Consider the following 26,691-nt stretch of genomic DNA (forward strand, 5'->3'; position numbering starts at 1 on the left):
GTGCGGCGCGCTATGCGCTTTTCCGTTCGCTCCCTGTTCAGCTGTTCCTTTTCCCGCTACAGTGAAATCTCACCGGCCCATCAGGAGAGGACTATGCTGTATATCTTTGATTTAGGTAATGTGATCGTCGATATCGATTTCAAGCGTGTGCTGGGCGTGTGGAGCAATTTGAGCGGCACGCCGTTGGCGGTGCTGTCCGATCGTTTCGCCATGGGTGAGGTGTTCCAGCAACATGAGCGCGGTGAAATCAGCGACGAAGACTTCGCCGGCAAGCTGTGCGATGAAATGGGCATCGCGCTCAGCTTCGAACAATTCGCCACCGGCTGGCAGGCGGTATTCGTCGCGCTGCGTCCGGAAGTGATCGACATCATGCAGCGCCTGCGCAACGAAGGCCACCGGGTGGTGGTGCTGTCGAACACCAACCGTCTGCACTGCAACTACTGGCCGCAGCACTATCCTGAAGTGGCCGCCGCCGCCGATCATCTCTATTTGTCGCAAGATCTCGGCATGCGCAAGCCGGAGGCCGATATCTATCAACATGTGCTGGCCGCGGAAAACACCGCCGCCGCCGACGCGGTGTTCTTCGACGATCACCCGGCGAACGTCCTCGCCGCGCAGGCGCTGGGGATCAAGACGGTGCACGTCACCGATCGCGACGTGGTGCCGGCCTATTTTGCCCAATGAGCGCAGGGCGCGTTAAGCTTAAGGCGTATCAACGGACATCAAGGAGTGACCATGTCGTTTTTCCGCCGCAAGAAGCTGCCCCCTGCGATTAAGCCCGGCGTTACTTTTGGGCGTTTGCTGTACCAGCGCATCGACCACGATGGCCTGACGATGCTGGCGGGCCATCTCGCCTATGTTTCTCTGCTGTCGCTGGTGCCGTTGGTCACCGTGGTGTTCGCGCTGTTCGCCGCTTTCCCGATGTTTGCCGACATCAGCGAACAGCTGAAGCGCTTTGTTTTTGCCAATTTCGTGCCGGCCGCCGGCAATGTGATCCAGAACTACCTGGAGCAGTTCGTCGCCAACTCCAACAAGATGACCGCCGTCGGCACCTGCGGGCTGATTGTCACCGCGCTGTTGCTGATCTCCTCGGTGGACAGCGTGCTGAACACCATCTGGCGCAGCAAGAACAAACGGCCGATCGTCTTCTCCTTCGCCGTGTACTGGATGGTGCTGACGTTGGGGCCGCTGCTGGTGGGCGCCAGCATGGCCATCAGCTCCTACCTGCTGTCGCTCAACTGGCTGGCGCAGACCGGGGTTAACGGGCTGGTGGATCAGGTGCTGCGCATTTTCCCGCTGATTTTGTCGTGTATCTCCTTCTGGTTGCTGTATTGCATCGTGCCGACGGTGCGCGTGCCGCCCAAAGACGCGCTGATTGGCGCGGTGGTGGCCGGATTGCTGTTCGAGCTGGGCAAGAAGGGATTCGCGCTGTACGTCACCATGTTCCCTTCCTATCAGCTGATTTACGGCGTGCTGGCGGTGATCCCGATTTTATTCCTGTGGGTCTACTGGAGCTGGTGTATCGTGTTACTCGGCGCGGAAATCACCGTGACCATTGGCGAATACCGCGACTACCGCCGGCAGAAGGCGGAGCAACAGGAACCAAAACCAGAAGGGCAGCAGGAATGATTGCGTTGATTCAACGGGTGTTAAACGCCAGCGTCACGGTAGGTGGCGAGACGGTAGGCAAAATTGGCCCCGGTTTGTTAGTGTTATTGGGCGTGGAGCAGGGCGATAACGAGCAAAAAGCGCAGCGCCTGTGCGAACGCGTGTTGGGATACCGCATTTTCGGCGACGAGAACGACAAGATGAACCTCAACGTCCAGCAGGCCGGGGGCAGCGTGCTGGTCGTTTCGCAGTTCACCCTGGCGGCGGACACCCAGAAGGGCATGCGGCCCAGCTTCTCGCGCGGCGCCGCGCCTTTGGTCGCCGATCGGTTGTATCAATATTTTGTTGGCCAATGCCGCGAACGCGGCGTAGAGACCCAGACCGGCGAGTTCGCCGCCGACATGCAGGTGGCGCTGGTCAACGATGGTCCGGTGACATTCTGGCTACAGGTCTAAGCATTCGGAGAACAGGCGTCTATGTATCACCTACGAGTACCCGTAACAGAGCAAGAACTGAAGGAATATTACCAGTTTCGCTGGGAAATGCTGCGCAAGCCGCTGCACCAGCCGGTGGGTTCGGAAAAGGATGCCTATGACGCCATGGCCCATCACCAAATGGTGGTGGACGAGGCCGGTAAAATCGTCGCCATCGGGCGGCTGTACATCAATGCCGACAACGAGGCGGCGATCCGTTTTCTGGCGGTAGACCCGACGTTGCAGGATAAAGGGCTCGGGACGCTGGTAGCGATAACGCTGGAGTCCGTCGCGCGGCAGGAAGGCGTGAAGCGGGTGGTGTGCAGCGCCCGTGAAGACGCTGTGGATTTCTTCGCCAAGCTGGGGTTCGTCAATCAGGGCGAGATCACCGCGCCGCAGACCACCCCGATCCGTCACTTCTTGATGATCAAACCGGTGGCGACGCTGGACGATATCCTGCATCGCCCCGACTGGTGCGGCCAATTGCAGCAGGCCTGGTATGAACATATCCCGCTGAGCGAAAAGATGGGCGTGCGCATCAGCCAATACACCGGCCAGCGCTTCGTCACCACCATGCCGGAGATCGGCAACCAGAATCCGCACCATACGCTGTTTGCCGGCAGCCTGTTCTCACTGGCGACGCTGACCGCTTGGGGGCTGATTTGGCTGCTGTTGCGCGAGCGCCATCTCGGCGGCACCATCATTCTGGCGGACGCGCACATTCGCTACAGCAAACCGATCACCGGCAGGCCGCGGGCGGTGGCGGATCTCGGTTCGCTGAGCGGTGATTTGGCGCGTCTGGCGCGCGGCCGCCGCGCGCGCGTGCACGCCGAAGTGCATCTGTTCGGCGATGAGGATAAGGGCGCGGTGTTCGAAGGCACTTACATGGTGCTGCCGGCCGAGCCGGATGTACCGCTGGATCAGGGCGGCTCTGAAGCGCTGGAGGAGTAAGGCGGCGGCCCTGCCTGAGGGCGGGCCGCGCAGTGCATTACGGCAGCTGTTGGTTCACCGTCTGGCCGTCGCCGGCGGTGGCTTGCAGAGTCCCCTTCAATGAAGCTTTGAACGGCCCGTCGCTGTTCAGCAGCCCTTTCAACTGCAGCTCAAGGTTGCCGTCGCCCGTCAGCGGCACCGGCTGCCATCCCCATTGCTGCAAGGTATTGAGCGGTACCGAGCGGCCGTGCAGCATCAGCTGGAACGGCTTGCCCGGCAACTGATCGACGGTCGCTTTGGCCTCAAGCAACCCATTAGGCATGAAGGCGCTGAGTTCGGTGACGGCGATCTGGCTGGCGTCGGCGTTCAGCGCCAGCGAAGGGCGCCGCACGTCGATCTTGTTGAAGGTCGCCTCGCTGCCGTTCAGGTTCAGCGAACCGGACCATATGCCCCACTGGTGGTCGCGCGCCAGCAGCAGGTTGCTGCCATAACCGTCCAGCGCGGTGATCTGGAACGGGAACGCCGGGTTGATGTCGATGATCAGATTGCGGTTGGTGGTCAGCTTGGTGACGTACACCTCGGCCAGCCAGTCCGGCAGCGGTTTCAGCCACAGCTCGCGCCAGTCGATAGGCAGGGTGTACTCCAGCGCCGCCATGGCCACTTCATCCAGCTGCAGGCGTTTGCCGGCGCGCAGCCAATTGCCGGAGGTGCGCAGCAGCCCGCCTTCCCAACGGGTGGTGAACTGCTGAATGGCGATGCCGGCGGAGGAGAGGCGCAGGGTGGCGATCGGGTCGATCAGGTGGAAACCGCCGTTGATCACATCACTGGCATTGACGTTGAGCGAGCCGTCTTCGCTGCGCCAGTCGCCTTTTTCGATGCTGACGTTTTGCAGCGACAGATCGAGATCGTTAAACGCCCACGCCTTGCCTTCCAGGCGCGCGTCGATCAGATCGAAACGCTTGAGGGTGACCGGCGGCAGGGCGGTAAAGCGCCGCATGAATTCCGCCAACGTCATCGGTGTCTGCAGGCGCACGCCGCTCAGCCGCAGGCGATCCACCTGCCAACTGCCGTCGGCGGCGCGGCTGGCTACGCCGGTCAGGTCGCCCTGCGCCAGATCGGCGCCGAAATTGTTCAACAGCAGCTGACCCTGCTTTTGCTCCCCCTGCACCAACACCTTCGAAGCGGGGATGCCGTTCAGCGTCATCGAACCGGCGCTGAACTGGAACTGATTGTTGTCCCCCAGCAGATGGCCGGCCAGCGGGCGCCACGGCGTGATGCCGGCATTGACCTGCTGCGCGTTGAGCTGCCACGCGTTATCGTTGGATTGCAGCGCCATATTGCTCAGTTGCAGCACGTCGGCCTGTACAGGCAGCGCCGCAGTCTGCGGCTGCACGTTCAGCGTGCCGTCACGCAGCGTGACGCTGTGGAAATAGCGCGGTTCGGTGATTTGGCGCAGGCTGAGGCCGAGATCGACGCGTTTGGCGGCCAGCGCCTGCGGCTGGCCGCTGCGCGCCAGCTGCACGTCTTCCAGAGCGATCTGGTCCGGTTGGCGCCACGAATGGGTGATTTTTCCTATCGACAGGCGGTATTCGCTGTTGTCGCTGATCCAGGCGCTCAGGCGGCCTGCCGCCCAGCGGGTTTGCCCGACCAGGTACAGCAGCACCACCGCCAGCACGATCAGCAGCAGCAACGTCAGCAACAGCTTTCCGATAAATTTCATCGTCTACATCCGCATCGGTCAAAAAAGATACCCTGTTTATGCCGCAATTGGCTGGGCATCTCAAGGGCAATGGTCTGATAGACAATAAAAAACGGCCGCAAGCGGCCGTTTGAACGCCAATGGGCGGGTTACTTTTTCTCGTGTTCCTGCGGGAACACCAGGTTCAGCACGATGGCGGTAATGCCGCCGGCGGCGATGCCGGAAGAGAGCAGGGTTTTCAGCCAGTCCGGCGCGAACTGCAGGATCAGCGGCTGCTGGGAGACGCCCATGCCGACGGCCAGCGACAGCGCCATGATCATGATGGCGCGGCGGTTCAGGCGCTCGCGCGACACGATGCGCACGCCGGAGGCGGCGATGGTGCCGAACATCACGATGGTCGCGCCGCCCAGTACCGGCTCGGGGATGTGCTGCACGAAGCCGGCCACCGCCGGGAACAGCCCCAGCGCGATCAGCATCAGCGCCACCACGAAGCCGACATAGCGGCTGGCGACGCCGGTCAGCTGGATCACGCCGTTGTTCTGGCCGAAGCAGGAGTTGGGGAAGGTGTTGAACACCGCCGACAGCATCGAGTTCAGGCCGTTGGCCAGTACGCCGCCCTTCAGGCGCTTCATGTACAGCGGCCCGCTGACAGGCTGTTCGGAGACGTCGGAAGTGGCGGTGATGTCGCCGATGGTTTCCAGCGAGGTGACCATAAAGATCAGCATCAGCGGCAGCAGCAGGTTCCAGTCGAAGCCCAGGCCATAATAGAGCGGCGTGGGGATGGTGATCGCCGCCGTTGGAGCTGCCGGTGCGTCGGCGGGCAGCATGTCCATCGCCCAGGCCAACAGATAGCCGACCGCCATGGCGATCACCAGCGAAGCGACGCGCAGGTAAGGGTTGCGCTGGCGGTTCAGCAGGATGATGACCGCCAGCACCGCACCGGCCAGCAGCAGGTTTTTCGGTGAGCCGAAGCTGTGATCGTTCATCGCGGCATAACCGCCGCCGATCGAGGTCAGACCGACCTGAATCAGCGACAGGCCAATGATCATCACCACGATGCCGGAAACCAGCGGGGTGATGATGCGGCGCGCCAGATGCAGCACGCGCGACAGTAAAATTTCGGTGCAAGAAGCGACCATCAGGGTGCCGAACAGCGCGGCCATCATGGTCGGCACGTCGGCGCCGCCGTTTTTCAGCGCCAGACCGCCCATGATCAGCGGCGAAACGAAATTGAAGCTGGTGCCCTGAATCGACAACAGCCCGGAACCCACCGGTCCCCAGGTTTTGATTTGCAGAATGGAAGCCAGACCGGAGGCGAACAGCGACATGCTGATGATGTGCTGGGTATCCTGTGCCGGCAGGCCCAGCGCCTGGCAGATCAGCAGAGCCGGTGTGATCACCGCGACGAACATCGCCAGCAGATGCTGACCGGCGGCAAACAGCGTTTGCGGCAGCGGCGGGCGATCTTCCAGGCGATAAATCAGTTCACTGGCGCGGGGTTCTGAGGCGGCTTGGCGCGCGGCATCAAGCTCGGAGGATGACATGCTCATGGTGTGGCGTTTCCAGATACGGCAAAGCAGGCATTTTAATGCCCCGCCCCGCAAAAGCAAACGGTTGCGCGCAAATATTATGTTGCCGGCTTTCTCGTTTATGTCGCATTTTCATTCATTTTTTCTTGTCATCTCAGCGTTTTTTACTTCTAATCCTGCACTCATCAAGTTTAAAAACTAAGTGGTTTTCTATAACTTATTATTTTTATTTGGATCTTTTCCCTTACATGGAGTACCTGGATGTTTCATCTTGATACTTATGGCACGTTAGTCGCGGCGACGCTGGTTTTGCTTCTCGGAGGCAAGTGCGTCAGAAGCATTCCCCTGCTGCGAAAATATACCATTCCCGCTCCCGTCGCCGGTGGTTTGCTGGTGGCCCTCCTGCTGTTAGCCCTGAAAAAGTTCGCCAACTGGGAAATCAGCTTTGACATGTCGCTGAAGGATCCGCTGATGCTGGCCTTCTTCGCCACCATCGGCCTGAACGCCAACCTGGCGCGGTTGCGCGCCGGCGGCAAGGCGCTGATGGTATTCCTGTTCGTGGTGCTGGGGCTGCTGCTGGTGCAGAACGCCATCGGCATCGGCATGGCGAAAATGCTGGGGTTGGATCCGCTGATGGGTCTGATCGCCGGGTCGATCACCCTGTCGGGCGGCCACGGCACCGGGGCGGCCTGGAGCAAGCTGTTCATCGAGCGCTACGGCTTTGAAAACGCGACGGAAGTCGCCATGGCCTGCGCCACCTTCGGCCTGGTGCTGGGCGGCCTGATCGGCGGCCCGGTGGCGCGCTATCTGGTCAAACACTCCTCTACGCCGGAAGGCACCCCGGAAGACAGCGTGCAGCCGAGCGGTTTCGAGAAGCCGGAAAGCGGCCGCCTGATCACCTCGCTGGTGATGATCGAAACCATCGCCATGATCGCCATCTGTCTGAGCCTGGGGCAGCTGATTGCCGGCCTGCTGAACGGTACGGTGTTTGAGCTGCCTAACTTCGTTTGCGTGCTGTTCGTCGGGGTGATCCTCAGCAACACCCTGGCCTTCACCGGTTTCTATACCGTGTTCGAACGTGCGGTATCGGTGCTGGGTAATGTCAGCCTGTCGCTGTTCCTGGCGATGGCGTTGATGAGCCTGCGCCTGTGGGAGCTGGCTTCGCTGGCGTTGCCGATGCTGGCGATCCTGGCGGTGCAGACGCTGGTGATGGCGCTGTACGCGATCTTTGTTACTTACCGGGTGATGGGCAAGAACTACGACGCGGCGGTGCTGGCCGCCGGCCACTGCGGCTTCGGCATGGGCGCCACGCCGACGGCGATCGCCAACATGCAGGCGATCACCGATCGCTTCGGCCCGTCGCATCTGGCGTTTCTGGTGGTGCCGATGGTGGGGGCGTTCTTTATCGATATCGCCAACGCCATCGTCATCAAGCTGTATCTGCTGCTGCCGGTGTTCCCGGCGGTGGGGTGATATCGCGAGTCATCACGAAAAGGGCGCCGCAGGCGCCCTTTTTTATGCGTTGGAGTAGCGCGCCTTCTCCGGCAGCCAGCGTTCGATCAGCGCCTGGGCGTGTTCCGGATAGTGCTGATGGAGATGGCGAGCGACGCGCTGCACGTCGGGGATCATCGCCTGGTCGCGCAGCAGATCCGCCACCTTGAATTCGGCGCTGCCGGTCTGGCGGGTGCCCAGCAGCTCGCCCGGGCCGCGGATCTCCAGATCGCGCTGCGCGATGACGAAACCGTCGTTGCTGTCGCGCAGCACTTGCAGGCGCGTTTGCGCGGTTTTGCTCAGCGGCGTTTTGTACAGCAATACGCAGTGTGAGGCCACGGCGCCGCGTCCAACGCGGCCGCGCAGCTGGTGCAGCTGCGCCAGGCCCAGCCGTTCCGGGTTTTCGATGATCATCAGGCTGGCGTTCGGCACGTCGACGCCGACTTCGATCACCGTGGTGGCGACCAACAGCTGCAGTTCGCCCTGTTTAAACGCCTGCATCACCGCCTGCTTTTCCTGCGCTTTCATGCGGCCGTGCACCAGCGCTACCTTCAGCTCCGGCAGCGCGGTTTTCAATTCTTCCCAAGTGGCTTCCGCCGCCTGCGCTTCCAGCAGCTCGGACTCTTCGATCAGCGTGCACACCCAGTAAGCCTGTCGCCCCTCTTCCAGACAGGCGCTTTTCACCCGCTGAATGATGTCGGCGCGGCGGGTATCGGGAATGGCGACGGTGGTCACCGGCGTACGGCCCGGCGGCAGCTCGTCGATGACCGAGGTATCGAGATCGGCGTAGGCGGTCATTGCCAGCGTGCGCGGGATCGGCGTGGCGGTCATGATCAGCTGATGGGCGTGGAAGCCTTGCTCTTCGCCTTTCTCCCACAGCGCCAGCCGCTGATGCACCCCGAAGCGGTGCTGCTCATCGATGATCACCAGCGCCAGGCCGTTGAACTGCACCTGCTCCTGGAAGATGGCGTGGGTGCCGACCACCATCGACACCTGGCCGCTGGCGATGGCTTCCTGCTGTGCAATGCGCGCCTTGCCTTTCTGCTTGCCGGCCAGCCAGCCGACTTCCAACCCCAGCGGTTCGAACCACTGGCGGAAGTTGTTGGCATGCTGTTCGGCCAGCAGCTCGGTCGGCGCCATCAGCGCCACCTGCTTGCCGTGCGCGATGGCGCGAAGCGCCGCCAGCGCCGCCACCAGCGTTTTGCCGGAGCCGACGTCGCCCTGCACCAGCCGCATCATCGGGAAGTCTTTTTGCATATCGGCTTCGATGTCGGCCACCACGCGCGTTTGCGCGCCGGTCGGCGAGAACGGCAACTGGGCGAGAAAACGGTTTTTCAGCCGATCGTCCGGCAGCAGCGGCTGCGCCTGATAGCTCTGCGCGCCGGCGCGCACCGCCAGCATGCTGAGGTTATGCGCCAGCAGCTCTTCGAGGATCAGACGCTTTTGCGCCGGGTGTTTGCCCAGCTCCAGATCCGCCAGCTGGATGTCCGGCGGCGGGCGATGCAGGGTGTGCAGCGCCTGCGGCAGGCTCATCAGGCCGCCGCTCAGCTCCGGCGGCAGCAATTCGGCGATGGCGCAGGTATCCAGCAGCGCCAGCGCCTGGTCGGTCAGCTTGCGCAGCGTGGCCTGCCGCACCCCCTCGGTGGTGGGGTAAACCGGCGTCAGCGACTCCTGCAGCTCAACCTCGCTGGTTTCGCCCTGAATACGGTATTCCGGATGGATGATCTCCGCACCGTGGTTGCCGCGTTTGATCTCGCCGTAGGCGGTCACGCGGCGGCCGGTGGCCAGGCTGTTCTTCATTGCGGCGTTGAAGTTGAAGAACCGCATGGTGAGGATGCCGGTGCCGTCGCTGATCTGGCAGGTCAGCATGCGGCGGCGGCCGAAGCTGATGTCGCTGCGCAGCACTTCCCCTTCTACCGTGGCGTAGATGCCCGGCAGCAGATCGTTGATCGGGTAGAGGCGGGTGCGGTCTTCGTAGCGCAGCGGCAGGTGCAGCAGCAGATCCTGAATGGTGTCGAGGCCAAGCTTGGCCAGTTTGCCCGCCTGGCTGGCGCCAACCCCGGAAAGCGTGGTGAGTGGGACAGCATCCAGCAGGCGGCCTTTCATTTGCGCACCGTCGCCTGCATGGCCGCCCACCATTCGGCGCTGGCGACCACCTGGCCCTGTTCGTCGATCTGCGGACGCGGCAGCCCCTTGCGCTTGGCCACGTTGGCCAGCACCGGATAGCCGCCTTCGAACAGCAGACGCTGCTGCTCTTCTTCGTCCAACATGCTGTTGTCGCGGCGGTACAGGCCGGCGTTTTGCCGCTGGCGCTGCGCCTCATACAGTATCAGCGCCGAAGCCACGGAGACGTTGAGCGATTGCACCATGCCGATCATCGGAATGACGATGTCTTGATCGGCCAGCGCCAGCGCTTCTTCGGTGATGCCGGTTTTTTCCTGGCCGAGCAGCACGCAGGTTGGCCGGGTGTAGTCCACCTCGCGGAAATCGACCGCGCGCGCAGACAGGTTGGTGGCCAGAATTTGCATGCCCTGCGCTTTCAGGTGACCGACCGCGTCGCCGATAGTGGGATGGGTTTTAACGCTGACCCAGCTGTTGCTGCCGGCGGCGGAGGAAACCAGGGTGCGCATGCGGGTGGTGGGCCACACGGCGTGGACCTGATGCACGCCGACGGCGTCGGCGGTGCGGATAATGGCGGAGACGTTATGCGGCTTGTGCACCTGCTCCAGGCAGACCGTCAGATCCGGCTGCCGGGTCGCAAGCATTTCACAAATCCGCGCATAGCGTTCAGGACTCATAAGCGCTAGTTTCGGTTGCGGTTAACTTTGATCACATCCGGCATGATACGGATTTTACGCATAATGTTTGCCAAATGGATGCGATCGCGGGTGGTCAAGCGGATAAAGGCGCTATAAACCCGACCGTCTTTCTCTTCGGTGTTCAGGCTCTGAATATTGGACTCGGCCGCGTTGATCGCCGCCGTCAGGTTGGCCAGCGCGCCCTGGTGGTTAAACATATCCACCTTGATCTCGGCGATGAACTCCTGCTCGGTCTCTTTATCCCACTCAACCGCCATGAACTTCTCAGGCTCTTTCTGATAGCCGCGAATATTGCGGCAAGATTCATGGTGGATCACCAGCCCTTTGCCCGGACTGACGTGAGCGATAATCGGGTCGCCCGGAATCGGACGGCAGCACTTGGCGAAGGTGATCAACACGCCGTCGGCGCCCTTGATGGCCAGGTTACGCACGCCGGAGGTGGTGCCTAGGCTGGACTGATCGCCCTGCAGGTTCTTCGCCACCACCACGCTCATGGCGTTGCCCAGGCCGATTTCCGCCAGCAGATCGTCCAGCGTCGCCAGCTTCATGCGGTCCAGCTCGTGCTGAATGTTTTCCTGCGGAATTTCGGCTAGCTTGCGGCTGCCGCCCAGCGCATGGTTGAGCAGACGGCGGCCGAGGCCGACAGAATCGTCGCGCTTGAGGTTCTTCAGCATCTGGCGAATTTTGGCGCGCGCTTTCGAGCTGACCACGAAGTTCAACCAGGCGGCGTTGGGCCGCGCGCCCGGCGCGGTGATGATCTCGACGGTCTGGCCGCTGGTCAGCGACTGCGACAGCGGGTACGGCTGACGATCGACGCGCGCGCCGACGCAGGCATGGCCGATATCGGTATGCACCGCATAGGCGAAGTCGACCGGCGTGGCGCCGGCGGGCAGCTCGACGATGCGGCCTTCCGGGGTGAAAACGTAAATCTCATCCGGGAACAGATCGGATTTGACGCTCTCGATAAATTCAAACGAACTGCCGGCGCTTTGCTGCAGCTCCAGCAGGCTTTGCATCCAGCGTTGGGCGCGGATCTGCGCCGTGGTGCCGGTTTCGCCCTGTTCTCTTTCCTTGTAAGCCCAGTGCGCGGCCACCCCCATCTCAGCCATCTGGTCCATGTCTTCGGTGCGGATCTGCACTTCGACCGGCACGCCGTGCGGGCCGATCAGCGAGGTATGCAGCGATTGATAGCCGTTGGCCTTGGGAATGGCGATGTAATCTTTCACCCGCCCCGGGCGCGGTTTATACAGGCTGTGCACCTGGCCGAGCACGCGGTAGCAGGTATCGACCTCTTTGACGATTACCCGGAACGCGTAGATATCCATGATGGAATGGAAACGCTGTTCTTTCAGGTGCATCTTGAGGTAGATGGAGTAGAGGTGTTTTTCCCTTCCGCTGACGCGGCAGGCGATGCCGGCCTCGGTCAGCCGCCCTTCGATCTCGGAGAGGATTTTTTGAATCATCTCTTTGCGATTGCCGCGCGCGGCTTTCACCACTTCCTTGATCACGCGATAGCGGTTTGGGTACAGCGCCTCGAAACCCAGCTCTTCCAGCTCGGTTTTCAGGTGATGAATACCCAGACGGTGGGCGAGGGGGCTGTAGATTTCCAGGGTTTCACGCGCGATGCGCCGGCGTTTGTCGGGGCGCAGCGAACCGAGGGTGCGCATGTTGTGCGTACGGTCGGCCAGCTTGATCAGCACGACGCGGATATCCTGCACCATCGCCATGATCATCTTGCGGAAGTTTTCCGCCTGCGCTTCTTTCTTGTCCTGGAACTTCAGTTTGTCGAGCTTGGAGACGCCCTCAACCAGTTCGGCGACGCTCTTGCCGAACAGCTGTTCCATATCTTGATAGGTGGCCGGGGTGTCTTCGATGACGTCGTGCAACAACGCCGCCATCAGCGTCTCGTGGTCGAGACGCATTTCCGCCAGGATGCAGGCCACGGCGACCGGGTGAGTAATGTAGGGCTCACCGCTGGAGCGTGTCTGGCCCTCGTGCGCGTCGCGCGCGACGAGGTATGCCTGTTTGAGGCGCTTAATCTGCTCCTCGGGCAGGTAACGTTGAATCAGCAGATTCAGGCTTTCAAACAGGTACAAGGCGGACTCGCTGTCTAATTAACGACGACCTTCAGCAATCGCGGTAACCGCTTGAATCTCTGCGGCTTCCTGCTCTTGCTGCTCCTGGCGCTCACGCACGTCGAGGATCTGGCTGGTGATCAGGCCTTCTTCGATTTCGCGCAGGGCGATAACGGTGTACTTGTCGTTCTCTTCCGGAACCAGTGCATCTTTGCCGCCGGTCTGGATCTGACGCGCCCGACGAGCAGCGACCAACACCAGGTCAAAACGGTTACCAATTTTCTCTACAGCGTCTTGAACAGTTACGCGTGCCATATTTGTGCTACTCCACAGGTGACGAAAAGACTGGGCATGATACTGAAACTGCCTTCAGTCTGCCAATAGTTTGCTGATTAAAGCGTCATGCCGCAGCAACTGGCGGCCCAAACGCAGGCGTTCGGCGCGAATGATGGTCTTCAGATCGGACAGCGCCAGATCGAAGTCATCGTTCACGATCAGGTAATCGTACTCCGCGTAATGCGTCATTTCCGCCACGGCCTGAGCCATGCGTTTGGCGATCACCTCTTCGGAGTCCTGCCCGCGCCCGCGCAGGCGACGGCCCAGTTCCTCCTTCGACGGCGGCAGAATGAAGATGCTGCGCGCCTGCGGCATTTTGGCGCGGATTTGCTGCGCGCCCTGCCAGTCGATATCCAGAAACACGTCTACGCCGGTCGCCAACACTTGTTCGATGGCGGCGCGCGAGGTGCCGTAATAGTTGCCGAACACTTCGGCGTGCTCAAGAAACGCATCCTGCTCGATCATCCGGCGGAATTCGTCTTTCGAGACGAAGAAATAGTGCTCGCCGTGATTTTCACCCGGGCGACTGTCGCGCGTGGTGTGCGAAACCGAAACCTGCGTGTCGTACAGCGGTTGCGTCTTTAACAAAGCCTGAATCAGACTTGATTTACCTGCGCCACTGGGAGCAGAGACAATATAAAGCGTGCCTTGAGCCATGATGATGTTCGTTGATAACGGTTGATATGCCAAAAACAGCGGATGTGTATTTTCTCCGCACAGTATACACGGCTAACGCGCCGGGTGCAGCGTTAGCTCGCATTTTGCCCGTGGCTTTGCGCGGAAAAAGCGTCGAATGAGCGAATATGCGCGCTGAAGAGCGACATTTTTGCAGTTTTGGCCTCGGCGGCGGCGCGTTGCCGCCCCGAGATCAGTGATCCGGATGCTGGTAGTTGAACACCGGCAGGCCGAGGCGGAAGCGCAGGGCGATAAGACGCGCGCTCAGGCCGGCGACCAGCGTGAGGATCACCACCAGATTGTGCGGCAGGCTGAGGTGCTGCAGGCCGATATACAGCCAGGCGGCGCTGAAGGAGATGCCGGCGTAGATCTCTCTCTGGAAAACCAGCGGGATACGGTTGCAGAACATATCGCGCAGCACCCCGCCGAAGACGCCGGTGATCACTGCGGCGATGGCGGCGATAATCGCGCTGTGCCCCATATCCAGCGCCACCTGGGCGCCGATGATCGAGAAAACGATCAGGCCGACGGCGTCGAGCACCAGGAACAGGCGGCGCAGATGGCGCATCAGAGGAGCCACCCAGGTGGTGACGATCGCCGCTATCGCGACGATGACGATGTATTCCGGGTGTTTGACCCAGCCCAATGGAAAATGCCCGAGCAACATATCGCGCACCGACCCGCCGCCGATTGCGGTGACAGAGGCGATGATGATCACGCCGAACATGTCCATTTGGCGGCGGCCGGCCGCCAGCGCGCCGGTCATGGCTTCGGCGGTGATGCCGATGATATAAAGGATGCTCAGTAACATAAGGGGTTCACAGCGTACTTGCGTCAGAATGATGGCCGGCAGGGTAATCGCCGCCGAGGACGCGCGCCACTGAGTTTTTTTCACCGATGGCGTTTCGGATTAATATAGCTAATCCAAACTCCGTTTTTATTGCCGATAACCAGCCTTTTTTAACATCTGTCTGTTAATGAAAGCATTAGAAATTTCGCGCTAATTTCCATCGCTGACTATGATTTTTGCAGCGAATTCTTCAACCGAAAAATCGAGATTGCAGATGAAAAACTCCCCGAGACTGGCCGCCGGCGCCGTGGTGGCCGCCCTGCTGCTGAGCGGCTGCGTGGCGCCAGGCCACCAGGCAACGTCACCCGCCCCGGTTTGCCGCACCGGTGATCCGCTGGTGCAAACAACGCTCTACTTCGGCCTGAACCGCCCTGCGGGGCCGGCGATCACCGCCGCCGAGTGGCAAACCTTCGTCGATAGCCAGGTGACGCCGCGCTTTAAAGACGGGCTGACGGTGTTTGATGCCAAAGGCCAGTGGCTGGGCCACGACGGCAAACTGGCGCGCGAGAACAGTAAGGCGCTGCTGTTGATCCATGCGCCGGGCAAAGAGAGCGAGGCGAATATCGAGGCGCTGCGCAGCGGTTATAAGCAGCAGTTTGCGCAGGATTCGGTAATGCGGGTGGATGCGCCGGTGTGCGTGGCGTTTTAAAATGAACTCCCGGCCCTGCGGCCGGGAGTGGGGATTACAGCACCAGGCCGGCGATGGCCGCCGACAACAGGCTCACCAGGGTTGAGCCGTAAACCAGCTTCAGACCAAAACGGGAAACCACGTTGCCTTGCTGCTCGTTCAGCCCCTTGATGGCGCCGGCGACGATGCCGATGGAGGCGAAGTTGGCGAACGACACCAGGAACACCGACAGAATGCCCAACCCGCGCGGCGACAGCTCCGCCGCGATCTTCTTCAGCTCAATCATCGCCACGAATTCGTTGGCCACCAGTTTGGTCGCCATGATGCTGCCCGCCTTCAGGGCCTCCTCCGCCGGGATGCCGATCAGCCAGGCCAGCGGATAGAACACATAGCCGAGGATCTGCTGGAAGCTGATGCCAAGCACCGCGGAGAACAGCGCATTGACGGCGGAGATCAGCGCGATAAAGCCGATCAGCATCGCCGCGATGATCATCGCAATCTTGAAGCCGGCCAGAATGTACTCGCCCAGCATTTCGAAGAAGCTCTGATCTTCATGCAGTTTGTTCAGCTTCAGCTCCGGCTCGTCTTCGACCTGATACGGGTTGATGATCGACAGGATGATGAAGGTGCTGAACATATTAAGGATCAATGCCGCCACCACGTACTGCGCGTCGATCATCGACATGTAGGCGCCGACGATGGAGAGCGAAACCGTCGACATGGCGGTCGCGGCCATGGTGTACATGCGGCGCGGCGAGATGTCGCCGATGATGCCCTTGTAGGCGATGAAGTTCTCCGACTGCCCCAGCACCAGCGTGCTGACGGCGTTGAACGATTCCAGCTTGCCCATGCCGTTGACCTTGGACAGCAGGGTGCCCACCAGGCGGATGATCAGCGGCAGGATGCGGAAATGCTGCAAAATGCCGATCAGGGCGGAAATAAAGATGATAGGGCACAAAACGCCGAGGAAGATAAACGCCAGGCCATCTTTGCTCATGCCGCCGAACACGAACTCCGACCCTTGGGCGGCGTAGGCGAGCAGGGTGTCGAAGAAGCCGGCGACGTGCTTGATCACGCTGAGCCCGCTGGCGGAGTGCAGGAAGAAATAGGCCAGCGCGCCTTCGATCACCAACAGCTGGATGATATAGCGCAGGCGGATTTTCTTGCGATTATTGCTGACCAGTAGCGCTAGGGCGACGATCACCACCAGGGCCATAATAAATTGCAGAATTTGTGGCATAAACGGTCCGTACGGTTCACGGGCAGGAAAAAAACACATTTAGCCACAGCATCGCCGTCCTTTCATTACCTTGCGTGATAATTAGAACAAAATACTTATGGCATGCGGGATATCTTGCCGATTGTCATCCACATACGCTGCCTGACAGATTTTTATATAGACGCTAGCATGATAGTATAAGCAATGTTCAATTTGATAGTGAACTTGGCTGGCTTTATTTTTGAATTAATTTTTATTTCAGCTTTAGCTATGCTTTGGATTTTATGATTGGTTGGTAATGATATGTTGATCAATAATATTTAGGGCTGCTAACTATTTATATTGGTTAAGGTTGTCATTTAGATATAATATTACCTTGGGTTTCCATATTTTCTAAAAGGATGTGAAATATGATTGCTGGTGTTTTCATCAGAAACTTTAAAAGCTACGAAAATAATAATTTCATCCCGTTCCTAACATCAAGTAGCGATAGAATGACAATTTTCGCTGGTGATAATGGAGCGGGGAAGTCTGCAATTCTTGAAAGCATGAATTGTTTGATGAACAACTTAGATAGTAAAGAATGGGCAGTAACTATTGGTCAGAAAAAAGATAGGGTTAGTATATTCCCGGTTTTTTTGATCAAGAGAGATGAATGGGATTCAGATGGGAGTAATATACCGCAGTTATCAAGAATATCTTATTATTTTTGGGAGTATGATTTTTCTGATTCATCTAATAATGACACAACGAAAAAATTCTTAGCATATAGGAGTCAACTTAAAACCTGGTATAATCCAGAAGAGTACTACTTAATATCAATAGGAAAGGATTATGATGGGAATATATTATTAACAACAACGTTTCATAATAAAATAGCTAATTCTACAAAAAAAGATGGCGTTTCCAAGGATAAAATAAACACTATTTTTAAAAAGATAATCGAAAGATATAAATATATTTATTTACCAGTGGAGAATAAAATAAGTGATGCTTTATCTCTGCAAGCTAATGAATTGCAAGGGATGATGGATAAAAGTGTTGCAGATGAAATAAGAACTTTGTTATCCAAAAAAGATCAAATTCATATTCAGCAAGGAAGTAAGAAAGTAAGTGTTATTGATCTAATAAATAATAAGCTAGATAGCTACATAGAAGAGTTAAACAAGAAAATACCTAATGGATATAAATTCGAGTATCGAGGGGCTATCAAAAGACAAATAAAACCATCTGATATACTGGATGCAATCTTTGCTAAGTATTTCTCTTTACGGCCATTGTCAAAAAACTCTAAGCATATAAGGAATTTGAGCTCTGGTGAACAAAGGATAGCGCTGATAGATATAGCAACAACTTTACTTTCAACGTCAGAAAAAACTAATAAAGAAGTTATTCTGGCAATTGACGAGCCTGAGGTTTCATTGGAGTCCGCACATAGATTTGAGCAATTTTCAACGTTGATTGATCTATCTGAAAATTTCAAAAGGCAAATATTCTTGACAACTCATTGGTATGGTTTGATTTTACGTCCAATGAAAGCAGGGTTACATTACATTGTCAAAGATGATGATTCGACAAAGATACAAGCATTTCCTTTGATTAATATTCAGGAGAGCAGACGTTCGTTTCCTAATTCAATAGAAATTAGAAGCTACTTCGACCTGATGGCATCGATGCTTACGCTGCTAAAAAAAAGAGAGTATAACTGGATTTTTTGTGAAGGGAGTGAGGACTACTTATATTTAAATGCATATTTGAAGAATAGTATACCTAATTTATTTATATTGCCATTTAATGGTTGTGGTAATATCAAGAAGATTTTCGATTTCTTGCATGTGCCATTTTCTGACAAGCAAGAGAATAAGGAGATAAAAGGAAAGGTTTTGTGCTTGATTGATAATGATACTAAAAACATTATTCGTTATGAAGGGTATAATGCATCTTTGTACAAGAATAAATTGGGTTTTTTCCGTTTGCTAATAGATAATGATTCCTCCGACATAATCACAGTCGCGAATACAAATGCGATAAATACAGAGATGGAGGATTTACTAGAGCCAAGTTTATTTTATCAATCCATAGTGAAAATTGCGGATGAAGATAGTGATTTAGCAGACTACCTTTCCAATTATGAGTTGGATGAAAGCAAAAAATTCACAAATCTAAGTGCCAGTTTGTCATTTTTACGTCCAAAAAATGTAAAAGGCTACGAAAGTTGTCATGCGTTTTACCAATATTTAACGACTAATTCTATGAAAAGTAAAATATCAGAGAATTACACCAAAGATATATCTAAAATCCATATTAGGGATGAAGATGTTTGGTTGAAAAAAATAGTTAATTTTTTTGTAACTAAAGAGGCTTAGTTTAATAAAACATTTAGTGATAATGTTATCTATACGTTACTACTCAAGCCCGCTTGGCGCGGGCTTGATGGAGTGCGGAGCGGGATCACTCGATGTTCTGGATCTGCTCGCGCATTTGCTCGATCAACACCTTCAGCTCGATGGCGGAGGCGGTGACGTCGGCATTGATTGACTTGGAGGCCAGGGTGTTCGATTCGCGGTTGAACTCCTGCATCATAAAGTCGAGGCGGCGGCCGACGGCTTCTTTCTTCTTCAGGATGTTGTGCGTCTCTTTCACGTGCGCTTCCAGGCGGTCCAGCTCTTCGGCGACGTCGATGCGCTGCGCCATCAGCACCAGCTCTTGCTCCAGGCGGGTGTTTTCCAGCTGCACCTGCGCCTCTTCCAGCTTGCTGACCAGGCGCTCGCGCTGCCATTGCAGGATGTTCGGCATCTGGGCGCGCACTTTGACCACTTCGGCGCTGACGCCGTCGAGGCGCTGTTCGATCAGCGTTTTCAGCGCGGCGCCTTCGCTTTCGCGTGCGACGATAAAGTCATCCAGCGCGCCGTCCAGCGCCTGCATCAGCTCGGCGCTGATGGCGTCCAGATCCTGCTCCTGCGCGGACATCACGCCCGGCCAGCGCAGCACGTCGATCGGGTTGATTTCCCCTTCGTCGCTCTGCATTTTCACCCAGTTGGCGGCTTCGACCAGCTGTTTGGCCAGTTTTTCGTTCAGGATCAGCGAGCTTTGCGCGCTTGGATCCAGTTCGAAACGCAGGTTGCATTCGACTTTGCCGCGGGTCAGGCGGCCACGGATACGTTCACGGATCACCGGCTCCAGGCTGCGGAATTGTTCCGGCAGGCGGATGTAGGTTTCTAAGTAGCGCTGGTTAACGGAACGCAGCTCCCAGGCTGCGCTGCCCCATTCACCCTTGATTTCACGCCGGGCGTAGGCGGTCATGCTGCGGATCATTGATGCGTACCCGTAATAGGAAAAGATGGGGCGATTATAGCGTCGCGGCTGCGGGCAGGATAGGCATTACGTCACGAAGCCCGTATAATGCGCAGCCAATAGTTGATTTGAAGCCGGAGAGAGCCCATGCGTCCTGCAGGCAGAGCACCACAGCAAGTTCGCCCCCTGACACTGACCCGTCACTATACCAAACACGCTGAAGGTTCAGTGCTGGTTGAGTTTGGCGATACCAAAGTCTTGTGCACCGCCACGGTAGAAGAGGGCGTTCCGCGCTTCCTGAAAGGCCAGGGGCAAGGTTGGATCACCGCCGAGTACGGCATGCTGCCGCGCTCCACCCACAGCCGCAACGCCCGTGAAGCCGCCAAAGGCAAACAGGGTGGCCGCACGCTGGAGATCCAGCGCCTGATCGCTCGCTCGCTGCGCGCCGCGGTGGATCTGAAAAAGCTCGGTGAATTCACCATCACCCTCGACTGCGACGTACTGCAGGCCGACGGCGGCACCCGCACCGCTTCCATCTCCGGCGCCTGCGTGGCGCTGGCCGACGCGCTGAACACGCTGGTGGCCAACGGCAAGCTGAAAGCCAACCCGATGAAGGGCATGGTGGCGGCGGTTTCCGTCGGCATCGTCAATGGCGAAGCGCTGTGCGATCTGGAGTATGTGGAAGATTCCGCGGCGGAAACCGACATGAACGTAGTGATGATGGAAGACGGCCGCATGATTGAAGTGCAGGGCACCGCCGAAGGCGAGCCGTTCAGCCACGATGAGCTGTTGGCGCTGTTGGCGCTGGCCCGAGGGGGCATCGAAACCATCTTCCAGGCGCAGAAAGCGGCGCTGGCGGACTGATTTTTCAAGGCGACTGAGAAGTCGCCTTTTTTATGCCCGGCGATCGGGCGGCAGTAATGACAAGACCCAAGCAGATTCAGACGAGGAGAAGCAGTAATGAAAGCCTATCAGCGCCAGTTTATCGAGTTCGCGCTTAACAAGCAGGTATTGAAATTCGGCGAGTTCACCCTGAAATCCGGCCGCACCAGCCCGTATTTCTTCAACGCCGGCCTGTTTAATACCGGGCGCGATCTTGCGCTGTTGGGGCGCTTCTACGCTGAAGCCCTGATGGATTCCGGCATCGATTTCGATCTGCTGTTTGGCCCGGCCTATAAAGGCATTCCTATCGCCACCACCACGGCGGTGGCGCTGGCGGAACACCATGAGCGCGACGTGCCTTACTGCTTTAACCGCAAGGAGGCCAAGACTCACGGCGAAGGCGGTTCGCTGGTGGGCAGCCCGCTGCAGGGGCGCGTGATGCTGGTGGACGATGTGATCACCGCCGGCACCGCGATCCGCGAGTCGATGGAAATCATCGGTGCCAGCGGCGCTTCGCTGGCGGGCGTGCTGATCTCCCTCGACCGTCAGGAACGCGGCCGCGCGGATATCTCCGCCATTCAGGAAGTGGAGCGCGACTATCACTGCAAGGTGATTTCAATCGTCACGCTGAAGGATCTGATCGCCTATCTGGAAGAGAAACCGGAGATGGCGGACCACCTGGCGGCGGTACGCGCTTACCGCGAGCAGTACGGGGTATAAATAACAACGCCGGGCATGCCCGGCGTGTTCGTTATTGCAGCTGTGCCGCCAACAGCGGCCAGCGGGCGTCGAATTCCTGTGTGGGGCGATAGCGGAATTCCGAACGCACATAGCGCGACAACATGCCTTCGCAGAAGGCCAGCAACTGGCTGGCCAACAGCGTTTCATCGACGATAAAGCCTTTGCCTTCGCGCAATTTGCGCTCTTTCAGCACCTGACGCAGCTGCGCCTCGATGCGTTCGAACAGCTGGTTGATGCGGCCCTGCAGGCGATCCTGTTCAAACATCAGCGCGTGGCCGGTCATGATGCGCGTCAGCCCCGGGTTGCGTTCCGCAAAGCCCAGAATCAGCAGTAAAATCAGGCGCAGACGATTGAACGTCTCTTTCTCGTCCTGCAAGATCAGGTTGATGCGGGTGATCAGGCTGTCTTCGATAAACTCGATCAGACTGTCGAACATCCGTGTCTTGCTGGGGAAATGCCGGTACAGCGCAGCTTCAGAAACACCCACGTTTGCGGCGAGCTTGGCGGTGGTGATGCGTTGGCTGCCGTCGCTGGATTCCAGCATCTGGGCTAACGCCTGCAATATTTCCTCGCGCCGATTCCTTTTCGTATTTTCTTTTTCTGCCATGTCTGATTAGACCCTTGCTAAAACTTAACTGACGGAAACCCGGGCACCGGCCGCTGCAGAGCAGGCTCTGTGCGGCTTATGTGATAGCTTTTTTACGATGCTGGGGTCAGCGGCCTTAACGGCCTTTTTCCGCGCTGCCTGGTGTGCGCTGCAATTGTCGCGGTAAAACCTTGCCGCAGAGACATCCCTCTCCCCGGAAAGCAAGGTTCAGGCGACGTTTCCCTGCCGGCCCTCGTGCATTGGGTGGCGCTTAGTGGCGCCCCGAGTGGCCGAAGCCGCCTTCGCCGCGTTCGCTGCTGTCGAACTCTTCTACCAGGTTGAATTCGGCCTGCACCACAGGCACGAAGACCATCTGCGCGATGCGTTCGCCCGGCTCGATGGTGAAGTGCTTCTGGCCGCGGTTCCAAACGGACACCATCAGCTGGCCCTGATAATCGGAGTCGATCAGGCCGACCAGGTTGCCCAGCACGACGCCGTGCTTATGGCCGAGGCCTGAGCGCGGCAGGATCACCGCCGCCAGGCCGGCGTCGGCGATGTGGATCGCGAGGCCGGTAGGCAGCAGCGTGGTTTCACCCGGCGCCAGCTCTACCGCGCTATCCAGACAGGCGCGCAGGTCGAGACCGGCGGAGCCCGGCGTAGCGTAGGTCGGTAGCGGGAAATCCTGACCGATGCGCGGGTCGAGGATCTTAACGTCGATTTTTTTCATCATAACGGCTGACTATCTCGTCTATTAAACGTTGGCCAAGGAGTGCCTTGTCGCTCAGCGCCAGGCGCTTTTCTCCATCCTGCCAAAAAAGGTGCAGGGCATTGGTGTCGCTGTTGAACCCGTGCTCTGCAAGCGAAACATCGTTAGCGCAAATCAAATCCAGCTTCTTACGCGCCAGTTTTTGCCGCGCGTATTCTTCCACATTCTGGGTTTCGGCGGCAAACCCCACGACAAACGGTCGATTTTTGGTCATCGCCGCCACACCGGCGACGATATCGGGGTTTTTTACCATCTTGAGGACGATTTCATCACCCTGTTTTTTTATTTTTTCATCGGCGATCCGCTCGGGGCGGTAGTCGGCCACGGCGGCGCAGGAGATGAAAATCTGCTGCTGCGCGGCGCGCTGTTGCACCGCCTGTTCCATCTCCAGCGCGCTGGTGACGTCCACTCGGGTGACCGATGGCGGCGTCGGCAGGCTCACCGGCCCGGCGATCAGCGTCACCTGCGCGCCGCGGGCGGCGGCGGCGCGGGCGATGGCGAAACCCATTTTGCCGGAGCTGTGATTGCTGATGAAACGCACCGGATCCAGCGCTTCGCGCGTTGGGCCGGCGGTGATCATAACCTGCAAATGTTGCAGATCCTGCGGGGCGGAGAAATGACCGTTCGCCAGCTCGACGATGTCCAGCGGATCCAGCATGCGGCCCGGGCCGACGTCGCCGCAGGCCTGGCTGCCGCTGTCCGGCCCCCAGAGCAGCATGCCGCGCGCCTGCAGCGTTTGCAGGTTGGCCTGCGTGGCGGCGGCGCGATACATCTGCTGGTTCATGGCGGGGGCGGCGGCGATGGGGGCGTCGGTCGCCAGGCAGACGGTCGTCAACAGATCGTTGGCCATGCCGGCGGCGACGCGCGCCAGCAGATCGGCGGTTGCCGGCGCCAGAATCACCAGATCCGCCCATTTGCCGAGTTCGATGTGGCCCATGGCGGCTTCGGCGGCGGGATCCAACAGATCGTCGGACACCGGGTGGCCGGAAACGGCCTGCAGCGTCAGCGGCGTAATGAACGCCTTGGCGGCGTGGGTCATCACCACGCGCACTTCTGCGCCCCTGTCGCGCAGGCGGCGCACCAGCTCTGGGCATTTGTAGGCGGCGATGCCGCCGCTGATGCCAAGCACAATATGTTTGCCGGAAAGTCCCGTCATCATCATTGTCCGATTGAAAGCCGAAAGATGCGCCATTTTAGCATATCCGCCGTTCAGGTGAGTGATTCCGCAATGGCTGCAGGGCGTTACATTGTGCTTTGCGAAACACTTCGCAATGTTATCAAACACCTGTCGAACGCGCCGGGCGGCGCGTGGCATGCTGTAGCCCTTTCAGGGAGGAACACGATGAGCAACCCGACTGTGGCGTGCTGGCCGGGCGCGCTGGCGCCGCGTGAAAAGCTGTTGATGCAGGGGGCCGCGGCGCTGTCCGACGCGGAGCTGTTGGCCATTTTCTTGCGCACCGGGTTGCCCGGCGTGCACGTGATGCAGCTGGCGGAGCAGCTGCTGCGCCGGTTCGGCTCGCTTTACCACCTGATGTCGGCCGATCATCAGGCGTTTTGCAGTCAAAAAGGCCTGGGCGACGCCAGCTATACGCAGCTGCAGGCGATTGCCGAGCTGGCGCTGCGCTTCTTTTCCAGCCATTTGTCGCAGGAAAACGCCATGCTCAATCCGCGCGTCACCCAGCATTATCTGCAAAGCCTGCTGGCGCATCGCGAGCGAGAGGTCTTTTTGGTATTGTTTTTAGACAATCAGCACCGGGTTATTCGCCATCAGGAGATGTTTGCTGGTACCATCAGCAGCGTCGTCGTCTACCCGAGAGAAATTGTGCGTGAAGCGTTGAAGGCTAATGCCGCCGCGCTGATTCTCGCGCATAATCACCCTTCGGGTAAGGCTGAACCCAGTCATGCCGACCGTTTAATAACGGAACAGGTGGTGAAAGCCTGTCAGTTATTGGAGATCCGAGTGCTTGATCATTTGGTGATCGGTCGGGGTGAATGCGTCTCTTTTGCCGAGCGCGGATGGCTTTAAGCGATTTTTTCGCGATCCTTGTGGGATCTTTAGCTGTTCGGGACTTGAGCACTTACGCTTCAGAGCGTATACTACGCCACCTTTGAGAATCTTGGGTTTGGCGCAAGAGCCTATCTCAGCAGGTTTCTGACCTGATGTGTGGTTTCTACCTGATGACGAGAGTCTCCTCAGTATGAAGTTTGCTGAGATGGGCTCTAAAAGCCTGACGAGGCGGCCATACCCTATACGAAGCTCGAGCTGATTTGATTTTTGGAGAATAGACATGTCCCGAGTCTGCCAAGTTACTGGCAAGCGCCCGGTGAGCGGTAACAACCGTTCCCACGCAATGAACGCGACCAAACGCCGTTTTCTGCCTAACCTGCACTCACACCGTTTTTGGGTTGAGGCTGAGAAGCGCTTTGTAACTCTGCGTGTATCTGCTAAAGGTATGCGTGTTATCGATAAGAAGGGTATTGAGACGGTTCTGGCCGATCTGCGTGCCCGTGGTGAGAAGTATTAAGGAACTGAATCATGGCTAAAGGTGTTCGCGAGAAGATCAAGCTGGTTTCTTCTGCTGGTACTGGTCACTTCTATACCACCACGAAGAACAAGCGTACTAAGCCGGAAAAATTGGAACTGAAGAAATTCGATCCAGTTGTCCGTCAGCACGTAGTATACAAAGAAGCTAAAATTAAATAATTTTAGTGGATTAATGAAAAACCCGGCCTTGGCCGGGTTTTTTGTTTTATAAAGGGTAGAAAACGTCGGAGGGGAAGCCAGATGCCTGAATTACCGGAAGTTGAGACGAGCAGACGCGGTATAGAGCCTTATCTTGTCGGCCACAGCATTCAGTATGCGGTGGTGCGCAACGCGCGCCTGCGCTGGCCGGTTTCCGAACAGATCCTGACGCTGAGCGATCGGCCGGTGCTCAGCGTGCAGCGCCGGGCCAAATACCTGCTGATCGAGCTGGAGAACGGTTGGATTATCGTGCACCTGGGCATGTCGGGCAGCCTGCGCATGCTGCGCGAGGAAAACGAAGACGAGGCCGGCAAACACGACCACGTCGATCTGGTGATCAGCAACGGCATGATCCTGCGCTATACCGATCCGCGCCGTTTCGGCGCCTGGCTGTGGTGCGAAGACCTGGCGACCAGCAGCGTGTTGGCGCATCTGGGGCCGGAACCGCTGAGCGAAGCGTTCAACGGCGACTACCTGTATGAAAAATCACGCAATAAGCGCACGCTGATCAAACCGTGGCTGATGGATAACAAGCTGGTGGTCGGCGTCGGTAACATTTACGCCAGCGAATCGCTGTTCAGCGCCGGGATCCTGCCCGATCGTCCGGCGGGCTCGTTGAGCAAAGCCGAAGCGGAACTGCTGGCGAAGACCATCAAGGCGGTGTTGCAGCGCTCTATCGAGCAGGGTGGCACGACATTGCGCGACTTTTTGCAGTCGGACGGCAAACCGGGGTATTTCGCGCAGGAGTTGCAGGTTTACGGGCGGGCGGGAGAACCTTGCCGCGCGTGCGGCACGCCGATCGAATCCGCCAAGCACGGGCAGCGCAGCACCTTCTTTTGCCGGCGCTGCCAGCGCTGAGCATCACTCGGCGGCGAGCTTCGCCATCAGCGCTTGCGTCACCACATCAGGCAGGAAAGGCGCAATATCGCCGCCGTGACGCGCGACCTCCTTCACCAGTGAGGAGGAGATGAACGACCACTCTTCGGAAGGCATCAGGAACACGCTTTCCAGCGTCGGCATCAAATGGCGGTTCATGTTCGCCAACTGCAGTTCGTATTCAAAGTCAGACACCGCACGCAGGCCGCGCACCAGGATGTTGGCATTCTGGTGAGCGGCAAAGTGCGCCATCAGCTCGCTGAAGCCCAGTACTTCCACATTGTCCAGATGCGAGGTGACCTGCGTAGCCAACGCCACGCGCTCATCCAGGCTAAACAGCGGCTTTTTGCTTGGGCTGGCGGCGATGGCCAGAATCACGTGATCGAACATCAGCGACGCGCGCGTCACTAAATCCAGGTGGCCGTTGGTCATGGGATCGAACGTCCCGGGATAGATGGCTTTGCTGGTCAT

General features: G+C 58.0%; 27 protein-coding genes. 13 read left to right on the forward strand and 14 right to left on the reverse strand.

The features are described 5' to 3' along the window. Window positions 1–93 precede the first annotated feature (93 nt). The 4 genes from yihX to fabY are packed head-to-tail and all read left to right on the forward strand — an operon-like array spanning window position 94 to window position 3,032. Window positions 94–684, forward strand: coding sequence for a glucose-1-phosphatase (gene yihX, locus ACTJJ6_RS20265; RefSeq protein WP_004931242.1), 591 nt, complete (start codon window positions 94–96; stop codon window positions 682–684). Between the two features lie 51 nt (window positions 685–735). Beyond that, window positions 736–1,629 carry a virulence factor BrkB family protein gene (locus tag ACTJJ6_RS20270; protein WP_097101169.1) on the forward strand — a complete coding sequence of 298 codons (894 nt, stop codon included), beginning with the start codon at window positions 736–738 and terminating at the stop codon, window positions 1,627–1,629. After that, complete coding sequence (gene dtd, locus ACTJJ6_RS20275; protein WP_016929644.1) at window positions 1,626–2,063, forward strand: D-aminoacyl-tRNA deacylase; 438 nt, start codon at window positions 1,626–1,628, stop codon at window positions 2,061–2,063. Before ACTJJ6_RS20270 ends, dtd begins: the two co-directional genes overlap by 4 nt. Before the next feature lie 21 nt (window positions 2,064–2,084). Next, entirely contained in the window at window positions 2,085–3,032 is a 948-nt protein-coding gene (gene fabY, locus ACTJJ6_RS20280; RefSeq protein ID WP_025304711.1) for a fatty acid biosynthesis protein FabY, read from the forward strand. A 37-nt stretch (window positions 3,033–3,069) separates the two neighbouring features. On the opposite strand, the gene ACTJJ6_RS20285 is transcribed toward fabY, so the two are convergent. Both ACTJJ6_RS20285 and ACTJJ6_RS20290 read right to left on the reverse strand, forming a co-directional pair. Next, entirely contained in the window at window positions 3,070–4,731 is a 1,662-nt protein-coding gene (locus ACTJJ6_RS20285) for an AsmA family protein (RefSeq protein ID WP_079452478.1), read from the reverse strand. Window positions 4,732–4,859: 128 nt separating this feature from the next. Next, window positions 4,860–6,260 carry a nucleobase:cation symporter-2 family protein gene (locus ACTJJ6_RS20290; protein ID WP_019452186.1) on the reverse strand — a complete coding sequence of 467 codons (1,401 nt, stop codon included), beginning with the start codon at window positions 6,258–6,260 and terminating at the stop codon, window positions 4,860–4,862. Between the two features lie 240 nt (window positions 6,261–6,500). Between ACTJJ6_RS20290 and gltS the strand changes: the two genes are divergently transcribed. Continuing rightward, complete coding sequence (gltS, locus tag ACTJJ6_RS20295; RefSeq protein ID WP_025304708.1) at window positions 6,501–7,712, forward strand: sodium/glutamate symporter; 1,212 nt, start codon at window positions 6,501–6,503, stop codon at window positions 7,710–7,712. A gap of 42 nt (window positions 7,713–7,754) precedes the next feature. Here gltS and recG read toward each other — a convergent pair whose 3' ends face one another. From recG to ACTJJ6_RS20325, 6 genes are all read right to left on the reverse strand, one after another. Further along, a complete protein-coding gene (gene recG, locus ACTJJ6_RS20300) occupies window positions 7,755–9,836 on the reverse strand; it encodes an ATP-dependent DNA helicase RecG (RefSeq protein WP_049299563.1) in 2,082 nt (693 codons plus the stop codon). Beyond that, complete coding sequence (gene trmH, locus ACTJJ6_RS20305; RefSeq protein ID WP_033639122.1) at window positions 9,833–10,528, reverse strand: tRNA (guanosine(18)-2'-O)-methyltransferase TrmH; 696 nt, start codon at window positions 10,526–10,528, stop codon at window positions 9,833–9,835. Before trmH ends, recG begins: the two co-directional genes overlap by 4 nt. A gap of 5 nt (window positions 10,529–10,533) precedes the next feature. After that, complete coding sequence (spoT, locus tag ACTJJ6_RS20310) at window positions 10,534–12,645, reverse strand: bifunctional GTP diphosphokinase/guanosine-3',5'-bis pyrophosphate 3'-pyrophosphohydrolase (protein WP_015379445.1); 2,112 nt, start codon at window positions 12,643–12,645, stop codon at window positions 10,534–10,536. An 18-nt stretch (window positions 12,646–12,663) separates the two neighbouring features. Then, window positions 12,664–12,939, reverse strand: coding sequence for a DNA-directed RNA polymerase subunit omega (gene rpoZ, locus ACTJJ6_RS20315; RefSeq protein ID WP_004931221.1), 276 nt, complete (start codon window positions 12,937–12,939; stop codon window positions 12,664–12,666). A 54-nt stretch (window positions 12,940–12,993) separates the two neighbouring features. Then, a complete protein-coding gene (gmk, locus tag ACTJJ6_RS20320) occupies window positions 12,994–13,617 on the reverse strand; it encodes a guanylate kinase (protein ID WP_004931218.1) in 624 nt (207 codons plus the stop codon). A 211-nt stretch (window positions 13,618–13,828) separates the two neighbouring features. Beyond that, the gene (locus ACTJJ6_RS20325) at window positions 13,829–14,446 is read right to left on the reverse strand and encodes a trimeric intracellular cation channel family protein (protein WP_440804355.1); all 618 of its coding nucleotides are present in this window, start codon (window positions 14,444–14,446) and stop codon (window positions 13,829–13,831) included. Between the two features lie 253 nt (window positions 14,447–14,699). On the opposite strand from ACTJJ6_RS20325, the gene ACTJJ6_RS20330 reads away from it, so the two are divergent. Then, window positions 14,700–15,134, forward strand: a complete 435-nt coding sequence (locus ACTJJ6_RS20330) for a DUF3574 domain-containing protein (RefSeq protein ID WP_049299565.1) — start codon at window positions 14,700–14,702, stop codon at window positions 15,132–15,134. A gap of 34 nt (window positions 15,135–15,168) precedes the next feature. Here ACTJJ6_RS20330 and ACTJJ6_RS20335 read toward each other — a convergent pair whose 3' ends face one another. Beyond that, window positions 15,169–16,353, reverse strand: coding sequence for a NupC/NupG family nucleoside CNT transporter (locus ACTJJ6_RS20335; protein WP_028128070.1), 1,185 nt, complete (start codon window positions 16,351–16,353; stop codon window positions 15,169–15,171). A gap of 389 nt (window positions 16,354–16,742) precedes the next feature. Here ACTJJ6_RS20335 and ACTJJ6_RS20340 point away from each other — a divergent pair, with 389 nt between their 5' ends. Continuing rightward, on the forward strand, window positions 16,743–18,698 hold the full coding sequence (locus ACTJJ6_RS20340) for an AAA family ATPase (protein ID WP_440804360.1): 1,956 nt from the start codon (window positions 16,743–16,745) through the stop codon (window positions 18,696–18,698). Between the two features lie 85 nt (window positions 18,699–18,783). Here ACTJJ6_RS20340 and ACTJJ6_RS20345 read toward each other — a convergent pair whose 3' ends face one another. Next, a complete protein-coding gene (locus tag ACTJJ6_RS20345; RefSeq protein ID WP_015379441.1) occupies window positions 18,784–19,647 on the reverse strand; it encodes a YicC/YloC family endoribonuclease in 864 nt (287 codons plus the stop codon). Between the two features lie 126 nt (window positions 19,648–19,773). Here ACTJJ6_RS20345 and rph point away from each other — a divergent pair, with 126 nt between their 5' ends. After that, the gene (rph, locus tag ACTJJ6_RS20350) at window positions 19,774–20,490 is read left to right on the forward strand and encodes a ribonuclease PH (RefSeq protein WP_025160305.1); all 717 of its coding nucleotides are present in this window, start codon (window positions 19,774–19,776) and stop codon (window positions 20,488–20,490) included. Between the two features lie 96 nt (window positions 20,491–20,586). Next, window positions 20,587–21,228, forward strand: coding sequence for an orotate phosphoribosyltransferase (gene pyrE / locus ACTJJ6_RS20355; protein ID WP_004931204.1), 642 nt, complete (start codon window positions 20,587–20,589; stop codon window positions 21,226–21,228). 31 nt (window positions 21,229–21,259) lie between these two features. Here the strand turns inward: pyrE and slmA are convergent, their stop codons facing one another. The 3 genes from slmA to coaBC form a co-directional block, all read right to left on the reverse strand. Continuing rightward, window positions 21,260–21,856, reverse strand: a complete 597-nt coding sequence (slmA, locus tag ACTJJ6_RS20360) for a nucleoid occlusion factor SlmA (protein WP_025304700.1) — start codon at window positions 21,854–21,856, stop codon at window positions 21,260–21,262. 250 nt (window positions 21,857–22,106) lie between these two features. After that, complete coding sequence (dut, locus tag ACTJJ6_RS20365) at window positions 22,107–22,565, reverse strand: dUTP diphosphatase (protein ID WP_016929680.1); 459 nt, start codon at window positions 22,563–22,565, stop codon at window positions 22,107–22,109. After that, window positions 22,543–23,760 (reverse strand): bifunctional phosphopantothenoylcysteine decarboxylase/phosphopantothenate--cysteine ligase CoaBC, encoded by a 1,218-nt coding sequence (gene coaBC, locus ACTJJ6_RS20370; RefSeq protein ID WP_079450593.1) that lies wholly within the window; start codon window positions 23,758–23,760, stop codon window positions 22,543–22,545. Before coaBC ends, dut begins: the two co-directional genes overlap by 23 nt. 183 nt (window positions 23,761–23,943) lie before the next feature. Between coaBC and radC the strand changes: the two genes are divergently transcribed. The 4 genes from radC (at window position 23,944) to mutM (ending at window position 26,202) form a co-directional block, all read left to right on the forward strand. Next, window positions 23,944–24,627 carry a RadC family protein gene (gene radC, locus ACTJJ6_RS20375; protein ID WP_016929682.1) on the forward strand — a complete coding sequence of 228 codons (684 nt, stop codon included), beginning with the start codon at window positions 23,944–23,946 and terminating at the stop codon, window positions 24,625–24,627. 262 nt (window positions 24,628–24,889) lie between these two features. Continuing rightward, window positions 24,890–25,126, forward strand: coding sequence for a 50S ribosomal protein L28 (rpmB, locus tag ACTJJ6_RS20380; RefSeq protein WP_004931195.1), 237 nt, complete (start codon window positions 24,890–24,892; stop codon window positions 25,124–25,126). 11 nt (window positions 25,127–25,137) lie between these two features. Next, window positions 25,138–25,305 (forward strand): 50S ribosomal protein L33, encoded by a 168-nt coding sequence (rpmG, locus tag ACTJJ6_RS20385; protein ID WP_002442576.1) that lies wholly within the window; start codon window positions 25,138–25,140, stop codon window positions 25,303–25,305. Window positions 25,306–25,386: 81 nt separating this feature from the next. Then, a complete protein-coding gene (mutM, locus tag ACTJJ6_RS20390; RefSeq protein ID WP_028128080.1) occupies window positions 25,387–26,202 on the forward strand; it encodes a bifunctional DNA-formamidopyrimidine glycosylase/DNA-(apurinic or apyrimidinic site) lyase in 816 nt (271 codons plus the stop codon). Window positions 26,203–26,205: 3 nt separating this feature from the next. Here the strand turns inward: mutM and coaD are convergent, their stop codons facing one another. Further along, a complete protein-coding gene (coaD, locus tag ACTJJ6_RS20395; RefSeq protein ID WP_004931181.1) occupies window positions 26,206–26,691 on the reverse strand; it encodes a pantetheine-phosphate adenylyltransferase in 486 nt (161 codons plus the stop codon).

Source organism: Serratia sp. 22278 (assembly GCF_052045405.1).
Taxonomy (GTDB): domain Bacteria; phylum Pseudomonadota; class Gammaproteobacteria; order Enterobacterales; family Enterobacteriaceae; genus Serratia; species Serratia marcescens.